At 67.3% G+C, this 15,625-nt stretch carries 16 protein-coding genes; 8 read left to right on the top strand and 8 right to left on the bottom strand.

The window, feature by feature from the left end:
• The first annotated feature begins 1 nt into the window (after window position 1).
• From ACQR1I_RS05350 to ACQR1I_RS05335, 4 genes are read left to right on the top strand one after another with little or no spacing between them, the layout of a single operon-like run.
• Window positions 2-976 carry an ABC transporter ATP-binding protein gene (locus ACQR1I_RS05350; protein ID WP_434867665.1) on the top strand — a complete coding sequence of 325 codons (975 nt, stop codon included), beginning with the start codon at window positions 2-4 and terminating at the stop codon, window positions 974-976.
• Window positions 973-1,965: an ABC transporter ATP-binding protein gene (locus tag ACQR1I_RS05345; protein ID WP_434867666.1), complete on the top strand. Its 993-nt coding sequence runs from the start codon at window positions 973-975 to the stop codon at window positions 1,963-1,965. The genes ACQR1I_RS05350 and ACQR1I_RS05345 overlap by 4 nt, the downstream gene beginning before the upstream one ends.
• The gene (locus tag ACQR1I_RS05340) at window positions 1,965-2,894 is read left to right on the top strand and encodes an ABC transporter permease (protein WP_434867667.1); all 930 of its coding nucleotides are present in this window, start codon (window positions 1,965-1,967) and stop codon (window positions 2,892-2,894) included. The genes ACQR1I_RS05345 and ACQR1I_RS05340 overlap by 1 nt, the downstream gene beginning before the upstream one ends.
• Window positions 2,895-2,905: 11 nt before the next feature.
• Complete coding sequence (locus ACQR1I_RS05335) at window positions 2,906-3,748, top strand: ABC transporter permease (protein ID WP_434867926.1); 843 nt, start codon at window positions 2,906-2,908, stop codon at window positions 3,746-3,748.
• Window positions 3,749-3,754: 6 nt separating this feature from the next.
• Here ACQR1I_RS05335 and ACQR1I_RS05330 read toward each other — a convergent pair whose 3' ends face one another.
• Both ACQR1I_RS05330 and ACQR1I_RS05325 read right to left on the bottom strand, forming a co-directional pair.
• Window positions 3,755-3,922, bottom strand: a complete 168-nt coding sequence (locus ACQR1I_RS05330; RefSeq protein ID WP_434867668.1) for a hypothetical protein — start codon at window positions 3,920-3,922, stop codon at window positions 3,755-3,757.
• Between the two features lie 75 nt (window positions 3,923-3,997).
• Window positions 3,998-4,924 (bottom strand): NAD(P)/FAD-dependent oxidoreductase, encoded by a 927-nt coding sequence (locus tag ACQR1I_RS05325; protein WP_434867927.1) that lies wholly within the window; start codon window positions 4,922-4,924, stop codon window positions 3,998-4,000.
• Window positions 4,925-5,163: 239 nt separating this feature from the next.
• Between ACQR1I_RS05325 and ACQR1I_RS05320 the strand changes: the two genes are divergently transcribed.
• Entirely contained in the window at window positions 5,164-5,325 is a 162-nt protein-coding gene (locus ACQR1I_RS05320) for a hypothetical protein (protein WP_434867669.1), read from the top strand.
• 275 nt (window positions 5,326-5,600) lie between these two features.
• On the opposite strand, the gene ACQR1I_RS05315 is transcribed toward ACQR1I_RS05320, so the two are convergent.
• The 5 genes from ACQR1I_RS05315 to ACQR1I_RS05295 are packed head-to-tail and all read right to left on the bottom strand — an operon-like array spanning window position 5,601 to window position 11,005.
• Entirely contained in the window at window positions 5,601-7,091 is a 1,491-nt protein-coding gene (locus ACQR1I_RS05315) for an ABC transporter substrate-binding protein (protein ID WP_434867670.1), read from the bottom strand.
• A gap of 47 nt (window positions 7,092-7,138) precedes the next feature.
• Window positions 7,139-8,176 carry an ABC transporter ATP-binding protein gene (locus tag ACQR1I_RS05310; RefSeq protein ID WP_434867671.1) on the bottom strand — a complete coding sequence of 346 codons (1,038 nt, stop codon included), beginning with the start codon at window positions 8,174-8,176 and terminating at the stop codon, window positions 7,139-7,141.
• Window positions 8,173-9,183, bottom strand: coding sequence for an ABC transporter ATP-binding protein (locus ACQR1I_RS05305; RefSeq protein WP_434867672.1), 1,011 nt, complete (start codon window positions 9,181-9,183; stop codon window positions 8,173-8,175). Before ACQR1I_RS05305 ends, ACQR1I_RS05310 begins: the two co-directional genes overlap by 4 nt.
• Window positions 9,180-10,058 (bottom strand): ABC transporter permease, encoded by an 879-nt coding sequence (locus ACQR1I_RS05300; protein ID WP_434867673.1) that lies wholly within the window; start codon window positions 10,056-10,058, stop codon window positions 9,180-9,182. The genes ACQR1I_RS05305 and ACQR1I_RS05300 overlap by 4 nt, the downstream gene beginning before the upstream one ends.
• Window positions 10,055-11,005 carry an ABC transporter permease gene (locus tag ACQR1I_RS05295; RefSeq protein WP_434867674.1) on the bottom strand — a complete coding sequence of 317 codons (951 nt, stop codon included), beginning with the start codon at window positions 11,003-11,005 and terminating at the stop codon, window positions 10,055-10,057. Before ACQR1I_RS05295 ends, ACQR1I_RS05300 begins: the two co-directional genes overlap by 4 nt.
• A 156-nt stretch (window positions 11,006-11,161) precedes the next feature.
• Here ACQR1I_RS05295 and ACQR1I_RS05290 point away from each other — a divergent pair, with 156 nt between their 5' ends.
• The 3 genes from ACQR1I_RS05290 to ACQR1I_RS05280 are packed head-to-tail and all read left to right on the top strand — an operon-like array spanning window position 11,162 to window position 14,482.
• Window positions 11,162-12,553, top strand: a complete 1,392-nt coding sequence (locus tag ACQR1I_RS05290) for a GH1 family beta-glucosidase (protein ID WP_434867675.1) — start codon at window positions 11,162-11,164, stop codon at window positions 12,551-12,553.
• Between the two features lie 3 nt (window positions 12,554-12,556).
• Window positions 12,557-13,537, top strand: a complete 981-nt coding sequence (gene glk / locus ACQR1I_RS05285; protein WP_434867676.1) for a glucokinase — start codon at window positions 12,557-12,559, stop codon at window positions 13,535-13,537.
• 6 nt (window positions 13,538-13,543) lie between these two features.
• Window positions 13,544-14,482 carry a 1-phosphofructokinase family hexose kinase gene (locus tag ACQR1I_RS05280; protein ID WP_434867677.1) on the top strand — a complete coding sequence of 313 codons (939 nt, stop codon included), beginning with the start codon at window positions 13,544-13,546 and terminating at the stop codon, window positions 14,480-14,482.
• Here ACQR1I_RS05280 and ACQR1I_RS05275 read toward each other — a convergent pair.
• The gene (locus ACQR1I_RS05275; RefSeq protein ID WP_434867678.1) at window positions 14,442-15,620 is read right to left on the bottom strand and encodes an SbmA/BacA-like family transporter; all 1,179 of its coding nucleotides are present in this window, start codon (window positions 15,618-15,620) and stop codon (window positions 14,442-14,444) included. The two genes, ACQR1I_RS05280 and ACQR1I_RS05275, sit on opposite strands and share 41 nt — an antisense overlap.
• Window positions 15,621-15,625: the final 5 nt, after the last annotated feature.

The following is a 15,625-nucleotide window of genomic DNA, read 5'->3' as shown; positions in this document are numbered from 1 at the left end:
CGTGGCGCCGCTGGTCAGCATCTCCGGCCTGAAGGTCGCCTTCGACGGCACACCCGTGCTGCATGGCATCGATCTCGATATCGAGAAAGGCGAGGCCGTTGGCCTCGTCGGCGAATCAGGATCCGGCAAGTCGGTGACCTGGCTCGCGGCGCTCGGCTTGCTGCCGGCCAAGGCGAAGATTGCTGGATCGGCCAAGCTCGAAGGCCGCGAGCTGATCGGTGCTCCCGGCGCCGTGCTCGATGCCGTGCGCGGCCGGCGCATCGCGATGATCTTCCAGGATCCCGCCAGCGCGCTCAACCCGGTGCTCACGATCCGGCGCCAGTTGTGCGAGAGCTTGGCCCTGCATCGCGGCCTGCGCGGCGAGGCCGCACGGGTCGAGGCGCTCAGGCTGCTCGATCTCGTCGGCATTCCCGATTCTGTCAGGCGACTGTCGGCCTATCCGCACGAGTTCTCCGGCGGCCAGGTCCAGCGCATCATGATCGCGATGGCGCTGGCCGGCCAGCCTGACCTGCTGATCGCCGACGAGCCGACCACGGCGCTCGATGCCACCATCCAGGCGCAGATCCTCGACCTGCTGGCGGCGGTGCGGCGTGAGTTCAACATGGCGATGGTGCTGATCAGTCATGACCTCGGCGTCGTCGCGGAGAATTGCGAGCGCGTCTGCGTGATGTATGCCGGCCGCATCGTCGAGCGCGCGCCCGCCACGCGGCTGTTCGACGATCCTTGGCATCCTTATGCACAAGGCCTGATCGGCGCGCTGCCGCCGCTCGATGGCGCGCGCAGGCGGCTGCAGGCCATTCCCGGAACGGTGCCCGATCCCCGCGCGCTGCCGAGCGGCTGCGCTTTCGCGCCGCGCTGCACGTTCGCCGGCGAGAGCTGTCACGCCGGTGTGCCGCCGCTGGCGCCGTTCGAGCAGGATCGTGCGGTCGCCTGCCTGCGGCCGCAGCGGCTGCCGGTGGAGCTCGCCGCCGAATGACAGCGCCGCTGGTCGAGGTCGACGGGATCTCGCGCACCTACCGGATGCGCTCCGGTCTGTTCGGACGCCCCACCTCCGTCCACGCCGTCGACGGCGTGAGCTTTACGATTGCCAAAGGCGAGACGCTCGGCATCGTCGGCGAGTCCGGCTCCGGCAAATCGACCACCGGACGCATGGTGCTCGGGCTCGAGCCGCCTGATCAGGGCCACGTGCGCTTCGACGGCACGCCGATCGCAGCAGCGGGCACGGCGGTGTGGCGTGCTCAGCGCGCCCGCATGCAGATGATCTTCCAGGACCCGCTCGGCGCGCTCGACCGCAGGCTCGCGGTTGCTGAGCAGATCCGCGAGCCGCTCGACATCCACAACATCGGCACGACGGCCGAGCGCGACGCCCGGGTGCGCGAGCTGTTGCGGTCCGTTGACCTCAACGACAGCCATGGCGCCCGCTATCCCGGCGCGCTGTCCGGCGGCCAGCGCCAACGCATCGTGCTGGCGCGCGCGCTCGCGACGAAGCCCGACTTCCTCGTCTGTGACGAGCCGGTCAGCGCGCTCGACGTGTCCATTCAGGCGCAGGTCGTCAACCTACTCGTCGATCTCCAGGCTAGGCTCGGACTGACCATGCTGTTCATCAGCCATGACCTGCGCGTGATCAGACAGATCAGCAGCAAGGTCGCCGTAATGTATCTCGGCCGCATCGTCGAGCATGGCGATGCCGACGATCTGTTCGCGAGGCCGCAGCATCCCTACACGCAGGCGCTCGTGTCGGCCTCGCCTGCCCCGGGCCGCCGCAGCACGGGTCGCATCGTACTGGCCGGCGATCCGCCCAATCCGGCCGCGCGCCCTTCCGGCTGCGCCTTCCATCCGCGCTGCCGCCATGCGACCGCGCGCTGCAAGGTCGAGGTCCCCGCGCTGACCGCGCTCGATCCGCAGCGCCAGGTCGCCTGCCATCTCGTGACGGGCGCGCCGGCGCAGAACCAGGACGCCGCGTGATGCTGCGCTTCTTCGCCATCCGCCTGTCGCGCGCGCTGCTGACCATCGCGCTCGTCGTCACCTTCGCCTTCATCGTGCTGCGCCTCTCCGGCGATCCGGCGCTGATGATCATGGGACCGGAAGCGCCGCCCGAGGTCATCGCCGCGTTCCGGAAGGCGTGGGGCCTCGATCATCCGATCTGGGTGCAATATCTCGACTACTTCAAGGCGATCGGCCAGGGCGAGCTCGGACGCTCGATGCGCGACGGACGCCCCGCGATCGAGCTCGTGATCGAGCGCATCCCGGCGACTCTCGCGCTGACCATCCCGGCGTTCCTGTTGAAGGTGCTGCTCGGCATTCCCGCCGGCATCTACGCCGCGCTGCATCGCGGCTCGGCCATCGACCGCATTGTGATGATCACGGCCGTCGCGGGCTTTACTGTACCGAGCTTCGTGCTGGCGCTGCTGCTGGTGCTGATCTTCGCAGTGCAGCTCGGCTGGCTGCCGTCGGGCGGTCAGGATTCTTGGCGCCACGCGATCCTGCCGATCGTGACGCTCGGCTTCGGCGGTGCGGCCGTGCTCGCGCGCTTTACCCGCAGCGCGATGCTGGAAATTCTCGGTCAGCCCTATATTCGAACCGCGTCCGCCAAGGGCGTGCCGTGGCGCCGCGTCATCACGGATCACGCGCTGCCAAATGCGGCGATCCCGACCGTGACGATCCTCGGCTTCATGGTCGGCAGCCTGATCGCCGGCGCCGTCGTGGTCGAGAGCGTGTTCTCGTGGCCTGGAGTCGGACGGCTCTTGGTCGTCGCCGTCGCCAACCGCGACCTCGCCGTCGTGCAATGCATCCTGCTGCTGGTGGCGATGACGATGGTGACCTCGAACCTGATCGTGGATTTCCTCTACGGCCTGCTCGATCCACGACTGCGCAGCAAGGGAGCGGCGGCATGACCGACGTTGCGATGAAGGCGCCGGCCGCAAGGCGGCTGCGCTGGCCGAACATTCCGATCTCCGTCACCATCGCCGCGGGCTGGATCCTGGCGATGCTGGTGCTGGCGATCTTCGCCGATCAGCTCGCGCCCTACGGCTTCACCAAGTTCGACCTGCGCAATCGCCTGTCATCGCCGGGCAATCCGGCGCATTGGCTCGGCACCGACGAGCTCGGTCGCGACGTGCTGTCGCGCCTGATCGTCTCGATCCGGATCTCGCTGCTGATCGCATTCGGCGCCACCGCGATCTCGGCGATCGCAGGCACCACGCTCGGCTTCCTCGCCGCGCATTTCCGCGGCCTCGTCGAGCAGGCCGTGCTGATGCTGGCGGACTTCCAGGCCAGCATGCCGTTCCTGATCCTGGCGCTCGCGGTGCTCGCCTTCTTCGGCAACTCGTTGCCGTTGCTGATCGGGCTCATGGGCCTGTTCGGCTGGGAACGCTATGCGCGCATCGCGCGCGGGCTCGCGATCTCAGCCAATGCACAAGGCTACGCGGCGGCAGTCCGGCAACTCGGCGCCACGCCGCAGCGCGTCTATCTCAGACACATTCTGCCGAACATCGCCTCGACTCTGATCGTGTCGATGACGCTGGTGTTTCCCGAGGTGATCCTGCTGGAATCCGGTCTTTCATTCCTGGGCCTCGGCGTGCAGCCGCCGATGACCAGCCTCGGCAACATGGTCGGCTATGGCCGCGAGTATCTCACGCGCGCGCCCTGGATCATGCTGGCGCCGGCAGTCACAATCGTTGTGACGACGCTCGCGGTCTCCGTGATCGGCGACTGGCTGCGCGACCGGCTGGATCCGACGTTGCAGTGATGCTGCTCAGCCGTGGGCGTCCCGGCGCATCGCCGGCGTAGGCTCACAGACGATCAAGGCGTGCTGCGCCTGCTCGCTGGCCAGCGCCATCCATCTCGACGCCTGCTCCAGCCAAAGATCGCGCCGCGCCGAATCGCGCTCGGCCTCTTCGCGGCAGCTGGCGGCGGCGGTCATGCATGCCGATTTCCTGTCCATGCGTGATGGTCCGACAGATCAACGGCAGCGGCACCAACATAAGATAACACGATTTCAGGTTGCGATCGACATCCGGGCGTCGCGGGCAGACGGTTCCGCATACTTCATCGGCAGCGAGTGATGGGCGTGACACGCGGCAACGGCGGCATGGCCGAACGCTACCGCGATCTGATGCAGATCGGTGACCACGTCGCCGATGCCATAGAGTCCCGCAACGCCACACCGTTGCTTGGCGTCGACGTCGAGAAATCCCTCGGACGTATGACGCGCGCCGAGCGCGATGGCGAGCTCTGAGCGGACATCGGCGCCCATGGCCGGATAGACGATCTCGAAACACTCGCTGCTGGCGTCGACGAACACCGCTTCGATCCCGCCGTCGCATCGCTGAAGCCTGCGCAACGGCGGCGTCACGCGAACGCCGGCGGCCGCCAGTTCGCGTCGCTTGTCCTCGTCCTGCTCATCGTCGATGGGAACCAGAACGACTTCGGAACTATAGACTCGCATGAACAGCGCCTTGCCTGCGGCGTGCGCGAGCGGGCCGATGATGGCAATCTTGCGGCCGGCGGCCTCGAACGCATCGCAGACCGGACAGTAGCGCAGCGCGCCGTCGCGCACCGCCGTCGTCCAATCGGTCAGGGGTGTCTGCTTGTCGACGATCCCCGTCGCCAGGATGGTCCGCTGCGCGACGAGCGCTTCGCCTTCGCAAAGCGCCACGAATTGATCGTTGCGCTGCTTCAGCGCGGTCACCGTGCCGCGGATGATCGGCACATCGAGCTCCTCGACCTGTCGCCGCATGCGCGCAAGCAGCTCGGGGCCTGGGATGCCCTGAGGAAATCCCGGCAGATTGTGACTCCGCGGGATCAGCGCCGCTCGCGAGGCACCACTATCGATGATGATCACTTGACGGCGGAACCGCGCCAGATAGATCGCGGCCATCAGGCCTGCCGGCCCGCCGCCAATGACGAGAATTTCCGTGCGCATCGCCGCCCTCGCCTGGTTCGCCCTCTCAGGGGAACAAGACGTTCCGCGGCCAATGCGTTCCTGCGGCAACACTCGGCATAAACCCGCGCCTGCAGCGGAACACAAATGGAACTGATTGTGGCGACGGATTTTAACCTATGTCGCTGCCATGGCGAAAAAGTCGTGCAAACTTGGCGGCAAGGGGGATCTATTGCGAGGGCGCGTTGATGCGATTTGTAAATTCAACTGATGAAAGCTTGATGGCGTACTACGAAAGTGTCCGCAAGCAGGTGGCCGCGGACAGCCGGATCGGGGGACCCTACCGGCTGATCGGCGAGCGGGCCAAGCAATACGCCCAGGAGTTGCAGGCCGAGATGCGGCGCCGACAGTTGCGTTTCACGCCGATCGAGTGGCCGCACTGATTTGGACAACTCTCGTGGGGCTTATAGTTGCGCCTCGCGTTGAGGCACGACCGCGCGGTAGCAGTTAATGCGCCCTCTCCCCTTGTGGGAGAGGGCATGTAGGATAGAGCGGCAAACGCGGTTGGGTGAGGGGTATATCTCCACGAGTATCGCTCGTTGAGAGAACCCCTCACCAAACCGCGTTTGCGGAGAGGCCACTGATGCCCTCTCCCATAAGGGGAGAGGGCACAGTATCTCGCAGCGTCACCGCGGCGTCGTGAGAATAGCCTCGTCACTCACTCCCAGCTCCAGCCCGCGAAATCGTTCTCGAACTGCGGCACGTCCTTCCAGACGCCCTTGAGCTTCTTGTTGATGACCGTGATCCATTGCGGCTGGAACAGGAAGCCGGCGGCGGCGTCGGTGGCCAGCATGCGCTGGGCGTCGCCGAGCAGCTTGGCACGTTCGGCCTCGTTCGGCGTGTCGACGATCTTCTGGTACAGCTTGTTGAACGCCTCGGACTGATAGCCGAAATAGTAGTTCGGCTCCGTGAACTTGACGAGGTCGAACGGCTCGACATGCGAGACGATCGTGAGGTCGAAGTCATGCGGGCCGTTGAACACCTGCGACAGCCACGCGGCCCATTCCAGGTTCTCGATCTTGGCGACGATGCCGACCTTGGCCAATTGCGCCGCCAGCACCTCGCCGCCCTGCCGCGCATAGCCCGGCGGCGGCAGCCGCAGTGACAGCTGCAGCGGCGTGGTGACGCCGGCTTCCGCCAGCAGCTTCTTCGCCTTCTCCGGATCGTAGGGGTTGATGTCGGTGGTGTCGACATAGCCGAGCGAGCCCGGAGTGTAGAAGCTGCCGATCGGCGTGCCGAGCCCGTCGACCGCGCCCTCGACCATCGCCTTGCGATCGATCGCAGCGAGAATGGCGCGGCGGACGCGGACGTCGTCGAGCGGCTTCTTCTTGTTGTTGATGGTGACGATGGTCTTCGCCTTGGAGCCGCCGATCAACACGGTGAAGCGCGGGTCGGACTTGAACTGCGCGATCGTGCGCGCCGAGGTGCCGCGCGGGAACGCATCGACATCGCCCGACAGGAGGGCTGCGACCTGCGCCGCCGTATCGGAGATGAAGCGGATGGTCACCTTGGACAGCTTGACCGACGCAGCGTTGCGATACTCGGGCCATTTGTTCAAGGTGAGCGACGAGCCCTTGGCCCAGGCGCCCAGCGTATACGGTCCGGTGCCGACCGGCTGTGTCGCATTGGTCGGCGCGCTCTTCGGCTCGACGATCGATGCCGTGGCCTGTCCGAGCAGGAACGGAAGGTTCGGCTCGGGATTTTTCAGCTTGAGCTCGATGGTCTCGGCGTCGGGGGCGTTGACGGCCTCCATCGCCTGGAACAGCGCCTTGTCCTTGTTGGTGCTGTTGGCGGCACCGGCGCGCTCGAACGAGAACTTTACGGCAGCGGAATCGAACGTCTCGCCGTTCTGGAATTTGACGCCCTTGGCGAGCTTGAAGGTGTAGCTCTTCAGGTCCGACGAGGCCTGCCAGCTGGTGGCCAGCAGCGGCGACACCGAGCCGTCCTCGTTGATCTTGGTCAGCGTCTCATAGACGTTGTAGAGCGTGACCTCGGCAATCGCAGCCGCAGCCGCGCTGGTCGGATCGAGCCCCGGCGGCTCCAGCGTCATGCCAACGACGACGCTGTCCTTCTTGCTCTGGGCGGAGGCTGGGACGGCGGCGGCCGCGACGAGCGCGGTCAAGGCGATGATGGATAGTCTTTTCAACATTTGTTTGTTTCTCCCGGACGGAACCAAATTATGCGTCAAAGCGGCCTTTAGACAAGAGGCGGTTGTTCTGCAGCGGCCAGCGCCGGTAGCGCCATGACGCTTTCCGCCTTGTGGCAGGCAGCAGAATGTTGCTCCGAGAGAGACCGCAGCGCGGGCGCCGCCTCGCGGCAATGCGCGTCGGCCAGCGGACAGCGCGGCGCATAGGCGCATCCTTGTGACCCACGGGATTGCGACGCGATCGCAACGTCTGCGCGCTTTCGCCTGACCGCACCGGCCTGAGCCCGCGGCACCGCGTCCAGCAGCGCGCGCGTGTAGGGGTGAGCGCACTGCTCAAACAGATCCTCCGGCCGCCCCCGCTCGACGATGCGGCCGAGATACATCACCGCGACCTCGTCGCAGAGATAGTCGACAACCGCGAGGTCGTGGCTGATGAGGACGTAGCTGAGGCCGAACTGCTCCTGCAGGTCCTGCATCAGGTTGAGCACCTGCGCCTGCACCGAGACGTCGAGCGCCGAGACCGGCTCGTCGGCGACGATCAGCTTCGGCTGGGTGATCAGCGCCCGCGCAATCGCGATGCGCTGGCGCTGGCCGCCGGAGAACTCGTGCGGATATTTGTCCATGTCGGCGTCGCGCAATCCGACCTGTCGCAGCACGCCGGCGACCTTCGTCCGCAGCGACTCGCGATCGGGGATTTCCAGCGCGGTCAGCGGTTCCGCGACGATGCGCGCGATCGTCTGGCGCGGATCGAGCGAGCCATAGGGATCCTGAAACACCATCTGGAAATCGCGGCGCGCGCGCCGCAGCTCGTCCGCGGACAGACGATCGAGGTCGCGCCCGGACATCAGCACCGATCCCGAAGACGGCCGCTCCAGCGCCATGATCAGCCGCGCCAGGGTCGACTTGCCGGAGCCGGACTCGCCGACGATGCCGAGGCTCTTGCCCGGCATCAATTGCAGCGAAACGCCGTTGAGGGCGAGCACCTGCCCCGCGGGCCGCAGCAGGCTCTCGCGCGGTAGCGTGTAGCGCTGGACGAGATCGCGGACCTCGAGCAGTGGCGATTGGACGTCCTGCACGGCGGCGCTCACGCGACCACTCCCACCGGATCATGCGCGAGCGCGACATCGGTCCGGATGCAGCGGACGCCGTGCCCGGTGCCGATCTCGATCAATGGCGGCAGCGCCGCGCGGCAGGCGTCGATCACCAGCCCGCAACGATCGGCGAACGGACAGCCGGCCGGCAGATCCGCCAGTTCCGGCACGGTGCCGGCGATGGTCGAAAGCCGCGTGCCCTTGCGCGCGCCGAGCCGCGGCCGCGCCCTGAACAGACCCTGCGTGTAGGGATGGCCCATGCGCGAGAACACCGCGTCGGTCGTGCCGCTTTCGGCGATGGTGCCGCCATACATCACGATCATGCGCTGGACGTTCTCGGCGATCACGCCGAGGTCGTGCGAGATCAGAATCATCGCCATGCCGCGCTCGGCGACGAGGTCGGCGATGAGATCGAGGATCTGGCGCTGGATGGTGACGTCGAGCGCGGTGGTCGGTTCGTCGGCGATCAGCAAGTCGGGCTTGCAGGCGAGCGCCATCGCGATGGTGACCCGCTGGCGCTGGCCGCCGGAAAACTGATGCGGATAGGCGTCGTAGCGCCTGGCGGCATCGGGCAGACCGACGCGGTCGAGCAGCGCGATCGCCTGGCGCTTCGCGTCGGCGGCCGAGCAGCCGGTGTGGCGCAGCAGCGGCTCGGCGACCTGATGCCCGATCGTGTGCATCGGGTTGAGCGCCGTCATCGGCTCCTGAAAAATCATGCTGATGCGGTTGCCGCGCAGCTTGCAGTAGTCAGCGTCATCAAGTCCGACCAGTTCACGGCCGTCGAGCTTGATGCTGCCGCTGACGACCGCGCTGTCGGGCAGCAACCCCAGCAAGGCAAGTGCCGTGATCGACTTGCCGCAGCCGGATTCGCCGACGATGCCGAGCGTCTCGCCACGCCTCAATGTGAACGATACCTCGCGCACGGCCTGCGCCGGGCCGCGGCTGGTGTTGAGCCGGATGCCGAGACCGGAGACGTCGAGCAAAGCCTGTTCGCCTGCGCTCATCGTTGCCTCGCCAGGCGCGGATCGAGCAGGTCGCGCAGACCATCGCCGAGCAGATTGAGGCCGAGCACCGCGAGCGCGATCGCGGCGCCCGGATAGACCGCCAGGCTCGGCGACTGGAACAGCAGGGTCTGTGCGTCGTTCAGCATGCGTCCCCAGGACGGCTGCGGCGGCTGCGTGCCGAGACCCAGATAGGACAGTGCGGCCTCGGCCAGGATGGCGAGTGCGAACTGGATCGTCGCCTGCACGATCAGGATCGACAGGATGTTCGGCAGCACGTGCTCGATGGTGATGCGGAAGCGACCCTTGCCGGCGGCGCGCGCCGCGAGGATGAACTCGCGCGCCCAGATCGCGCCGGCCGAGCCGCGGGTGACGCGGACGAACACCGGGATCTGGAAGATCCCGATCGCTGTGATCGAGGTCACCATGCCCGGCCCGATCACCGCGGCGAGCATGATCGCCGAAAGCACCGCGGGGAACGCGAAGGTGAAGTCGCTGAAGCGCATGATCAGCTCTTCCGTCCAGCCGCGCTGCGCGGCCGCGACCAGGCCGAGGCAGACACCGCAGGTGAGGCCGATGCCGACTGCGATGATGCCGACCAGGATCGTCGCGCGCGCGCCGACCAGCAGCAGCGAGATGATGTCGCGGCCGAGCACATCGGTGCCGAGCCAATGCGCGGATGACGGCGGCCGCAGCTTGGCGGCGACGTCGATCTCGTAGGCCGACCACGGCGTCCACACCAGCGACAGCAGCGCGGCGCCGAGCACGACGAGGCAAAGCAGCGCGCCGATCGTGAAGCTACGATGACGCAGCGCGCGGCGCCAGAACGCGTTCGGCGACGGCCCCGGGCCGGCGGTGGCGATCACTGATGCACTCACAGCTCGTGCACCTTGATGCGCGGATCGATGACAGCATAGAGCACGTCGACCACGAAGTTGACGATGATCACCATCGCCGCCAGCAGCATCACGCAGTTGCGGACGACGATGAGGTCGCGGTTGGCGATCGACTGGAAAATGAGACGCCCGAGGCCGGGCAGATAGAAGACGTTCTCGATCACGATGGTGCCGGCCAAGAGATTGGCGAATTGCAGGCCCATCACAGTCAGCACCGGGATCATCGCATTGCGCAGCACGTGCTGCCACAGCACCTCGCGCCTGCTGAGCCCCTTGGCGCGCGCGGTGCGCACGAAATCCTCGCGCAGCACGTCGAGCACGGCGGAGCGCGTCACCCGCGCCAGGATCGCGGCCTGCACCACGGCCAGCGCCACCGCCGGCAACAGCAGCGACCGCAGGCCGGGCCAGAGACCGTCCTCCCAGCCTGGGAAGCCGCCAGCCGACAGCCATTGCAGCTTCACGGCGAACAACAGGATCAGCAGGATCGCGAACCAGAAGTTCGGCAGCGCGATGCCGATTTGGGTCAGCGACATCACGCCGACGTCGCCGAGGCGGTTGTGATTGGCCGCGGTGTAGATGCCGGCCGCCAGCGCCAGCACGGTCGTGAGCGCCATCGCCATGATCGCGAGCGGAATCGTCATCGCCAGCCGCTCACGGATCAGCTCGGCGACCGGCGTGCCATAGGCGTAGCTGTTGCCGAGCTGGCCGGTGGCGAGGCCGCCGAGCCACTGCACGTAGCGCACCGCCAGCGGCTGATCGAGGCCGAGCTTGACGGTGAGCGCCCTGACCGCATCGGGCGAGGCATCGGCGCCCATCAGCATCTGCGCGGCGTTGCCCGGCAGCGCGTCGAGCACCAGGAAAATGATCAGCGACGCGCCGACCAGGGTGGCCAGCAGGGTCAGGCATCGCCGCAGCAGAAACACGCTCATTCGCGCCGGGGCTCCAGGTTTCGGCGGCCGCACGTTCCACAGCTTTCGCGCTGGATGCAAGCCCGTTGGCTGCATGATCCCCCCTGCCCGGCGCAGGCCGCACAACGCCGGCAGAGCTTGATCCCGGTCAACGGGAGAGACCGCGCGACCTGCATCATGGCCGCGTTCGCAGCCGCGCAGGCCCATTCCGCCATGACCATTCCTCCGCGCTTCGTCTGGGGCGCCTCCACCTCCGCTTTCCAGATCGAAGGCGCGGCGCATCTCGAGGGCCGCGCCGACAGCATCTGGGACGTGTTTCTGCGGACGCCCGGGCGGGCAAGCCATGGCGACACGGCGGAGGTCGCCTGTGACCACTATCACCGTTACGCCGAGGACGTCGCGCTGATGCGCGCGCTCGGCCTCGGCGCCTACCGTTTCTCGGTCGCTTGGCCGCGCGTGCTGCCGCAGGGCCGCGGCGCCGCGAATGAGGCTGGCCTCGCCTTCTACGATCGCCTGATCGATGCGCTGCTGGCCGCGGAGATAGAGCCGTGGCTCTGCCTCTACCATTGGGACCTGCCGCAGGCGCTGGAGGATCTCGGCGGTTGGCAGAGCCGCGACATCGCCGGCTGGTTCGCCGACTACGCCGCGCTGGTGGCGCGGCGCTATGGTGACCGCGTCAAGCGCTTCGCCACCTTCAACGAGCCCTGCGTGTTCACGCTGTTCGGCTATGGCCTCGGCTGGCATGCGCCTGGGATCGCCGATGCGGCGGCACTGCACAAGGCCATTCATCACGTCAATCTCAGCCATGGCCGCGCCGTTGACGTGCTGCGCAAGGAGGTGGCCGGTGCCTCCATCGGCGCGATCCACAACCGCCAGCCCTGCTATCCGGTGACCAGCAGCCCGGAAGATGCTGCCGCGGCCCTGCGGCTCGCAGCCTATTGGAACGATGCCTTTCCGTTCCCGCAGGCCTTTGCCGCCTATCCCCCTGAGCTGCACGCGGCGATGGCGCCCTATGTTGCGCCGGGTGACATGGCCGAGATCGCGCGGCCCGTCGATTGGTTCGGGCTCAATCACTACTCGCCGCACTACGTCAAGGCCGACAGCAACCTGATCGGCGCCAGCTTCAGCCCCGCACCCGAGGCCGTGCCGCGCAGCGCGATCGGCTGGCCGGTCGTACCCGAGGCGTTCCGCGACACGCTGATCGATATCGCCAGCCGGTTCCGGCTGCCGATCTATGTGCTGGAAAACGGCACCGCGGCCAACGACGTGATCGATCCTGCCGGCGTGATCCAGGACGACGTAAGGATCGGCTATCTCAAGGCCTTTACGGCGGCGATGGAACAGGCGATCGCCGCCGGCGCTGACGTCCGCGGCTATTTCGTCTGGTCGCTCTTGGATAATTTTGAATGGGGGGCGGGCTATTCGCAGCGCTTCGGCATTGTCTATGTCGACCACGCCACGCAGCGCCGCATTCCCAAGGCATCGGCGCGATGGTATGCGGAGATGATCGCGGCGCGGCGCGCCCTGGCGAACGCCGCCGAGCCGCACAGATTGACGGAAAGCGGCTGAGGAATGAGCGAGCGCGTTCTTCTGGGAGACATCGGCGGCACCAATGCGCGCTTCGCGCTGCTCGAGGGCGGCAAGATCGGCGACGTCGCACATCTGAAGGTCGCGGACTTCCCGACGATCGCGGACGCGATCACGGCGTTCCTGGCCAGGCATGACGCGGGCGGCCCGCCGGTCGCGGCGGTGCTCGACATCGCCGGCCCGGTCGAACGCAACCGCGGCATGCTGACCAACTCGACCTGGGTCATCGACGGCGCCGAGCTGGCTGCCCGGTTCGATCTGCGGTCCGCCAAGCTGCTGAACGATTTCGAAGCGGTCGGCTGGTCGCTGCCGGCGCTGCATCCCGATGACCTGTTTCCGCTCGGCGGCAGCGCCGCGGTCGACGGCGCGCCGATGCTGGTGATCGGCCCGGGTACCGGCTTCGGTGCCGCCTGCTATCTTCCCGGTGACGGCCGTCCGACCGTGGCCGTCACCGAAGCCGGCCATGCCACCTTGCCGGCGACCACCGCGCGCGAGGCTGCGGTGCTGGCCAAGATGCGCGAGCGCTTCGGCCACGTATCGATCGAGCGCGCCTTGTCCGGCATGGGTATCGAGAACGTCTACCACGCGATCGCGGCGGTCGATGGCGTCACCGTGCCGCCGCGCGATGCCGCGGCGATCACCCACGCCGCGCTCGACGGCAGCTGCGCGACCAGCCGGGCGACGCTCGACATGTTCTGCGCCTGGCTCGGCGCTGTCGCCGGCAATCTCGCGCTGACCTTCTGCGCCCGCGGCGGCGTCTACATCGCCGGCGGCATACCGCCGCGCTTTCCTGATTATTTCGCGAAGTCCGACTTCCGCCGGCAATTCGAGAGCAAGGGCCGCTATGACAGCTATCTGCGCCCGATCCCCGTGCATCTCGTCACCAAGCCGGACATCAGCTTCCTCGGCCTCAAGTCGTTCCATGAGTCCGGCGTCACCGCGAACGGCGGCTCTCCCACGAATTGACCTGAGATGAGCGACATCGTCACGATCACGCCCAACCCGGCCGTCGACGTCTCGACGGTCGTGGAGAGAATCGTGCCGGTGACGAAACTGCGCGGCACCACGCAACACCGCGATCCCGGTGGTGGCGGCATCAATGTCGCGCGCGTCATCACCCGGCTCGGCGGCGACGTCACCGCGCTGTATCCAGTGGGCGGCCCGACCGGCCTGCTGCTGAAGCAGCTGGTGGAGGCCGAGGGCGTCCTAAGCCGCACCTGGACCACGGCCGAAGACACCCGCGAGGACTTCTTCGTCCAGGAGCGCGCCACCGGGCAGCCCTACCGCTTCATCCTGCCGGGACCGACGCTGACCGAGGCCGAGTGGCAGGCGGGGCTCGCGCTGCTCGCCGGCCTCGCACCGTTTCCGCGGTTCGTCGTCGGCAGCGGCAGCCTGCCGCAGGGCGTGCCGACCGACTACTACGCCCGCCTTGCCGCGATCGCGCGGGCGCGCGGTGCGCAGTTCGTGCTCGATACATCGGGCCCGGCACTCGCCGCCGCGGTGGAGCACGGCGTCGACCTGATCAAGCCGTCGCTGCACGAGATGCGCGACCTCGTCGGCGGCGATCTGCCCGACGCCGCTGCGTGGGAAACGGCGGCCCGCAAACTGGTCGCGACCGGACGGGTCGCAACGGTCGCGTTGACCATGGGCCATCTCGGCGCGCTTCTGGTGACCAGCGATCGCGTGCTGCGGGCCAAGCCGCTGACGATGGTGCCGGTCACCGCGGTCGGCGCCGGCGACAGCTTTCTCGGCGCGCTGATCGCCAAGCTGGCTGCAGGCGAGCGCCTGGACGATGCGTTCCGCTTCGCGGTCGCGGCCGGCGCCGCCGCGCTGCTGCGCACGGGCACCGCGCTCTGCGATCCCGCCGATGTCAGCCGTCTGCTGGCTGACGTGCAGCTGGAGTCGGCGTGACGTCGACCGGCGCATCGCCGTTGAGCCGGTCGAGCGACAGCAGCAGGCCGCCGACCCGCTCCAGCGACGACATCCAGTCGGCGAAGCGGCTGTAATTGTCGACCAGCCAGTTGAACGAGCCTTGCACCAGGGTGAACGCGGCCGCCGCCTGCGTCAGCTCGCCGAGCGTCATCTGGCCGTCGAGGAATTTCGGCGCGCACAGCACCAGCCCGATGATCGGCGCAACCAGCGAGTTGGTATGCGACACCAGCGTCATGCGCATCAGCCGCCAGCACAGCCGCCGCCATTGCCGGATGGTGCGGTCGAGCGCCTGCCACAGCACGGCGATGACCCCGCGCTTGTCGTCCTTCGGCGTCACCCCCTCGCCGATGTCACGCAGCCGATGCGCCGCCGTGATCAGCTCCGACTCCGCCTGGTTCTTGACCTGGATGACATGCGTCAGCGGCGCGCCGACCCACAGCATCGCGCCGGTGACGAGCCCTGAATACGCGACCACGCTGACGACGAGATAGCCTGGAATCCACAGCTGAAAGCCGGCGACGGCAAACCCGATCGGGCCGCCGACCTGCCACAGCACCTGCAGGAAGATCACCGCGGTCAGCAGCGACGAGACCACGTTAACGGCGAAGTCGACCGGCGCATCGGTGGCGATGCGGACATCCTCGGCGATGCGATACTCCGGAATCTTCTGGTCGCCTTGCACGGTGGCAAGCCGCGCGTAGCGGTCGTTCTCGATCCAATAGTCGATCACCTTGGCCGCCAGCCATTGCCGCCAGTTGCGCTGCATCGCCATGCGGCCCCACACCGAAGCGATCGCGAGCACCACGCTCGCCGCGCACAGTGGTACGAGCAGCATGGCCTGCTGGCGCAGCCGCGCCGGATCACGCCCCTCCAGCGCATTGAAGAAATCCCGGTTCCAGGTGTTGAAGCGGAACTGCACGTAGAGCTGCAGCACGACGATGCCGACCAGCACGGCGCAGAGCAGCCAGACCCGCCAGGCTTTCCAGCCGCACCAGAAATTCCGCGCCGTCAGCCAGAAGCGCGACCATTGCAGATCGCCATCCTCGTTGTCGTCCTCGGGCAGACCAGCCGTGCGGAGGTCGTCCGGCGCTGCGAACGGCTGTGGAACCTTGCTCATGTGAA

The organism is Bradyrhizobium sp. HKCCYLS2038, from assembly GCF_051167655.1.
GTDB lineage: Bacteria > Pseudomonadota > Alphaproteobacteria > Rhizobiales > Xanthobacteraceae > Bradyrhizobium.
This window is presented reverse-complemented; position numbering and strand designations above follow the sequence as displayed.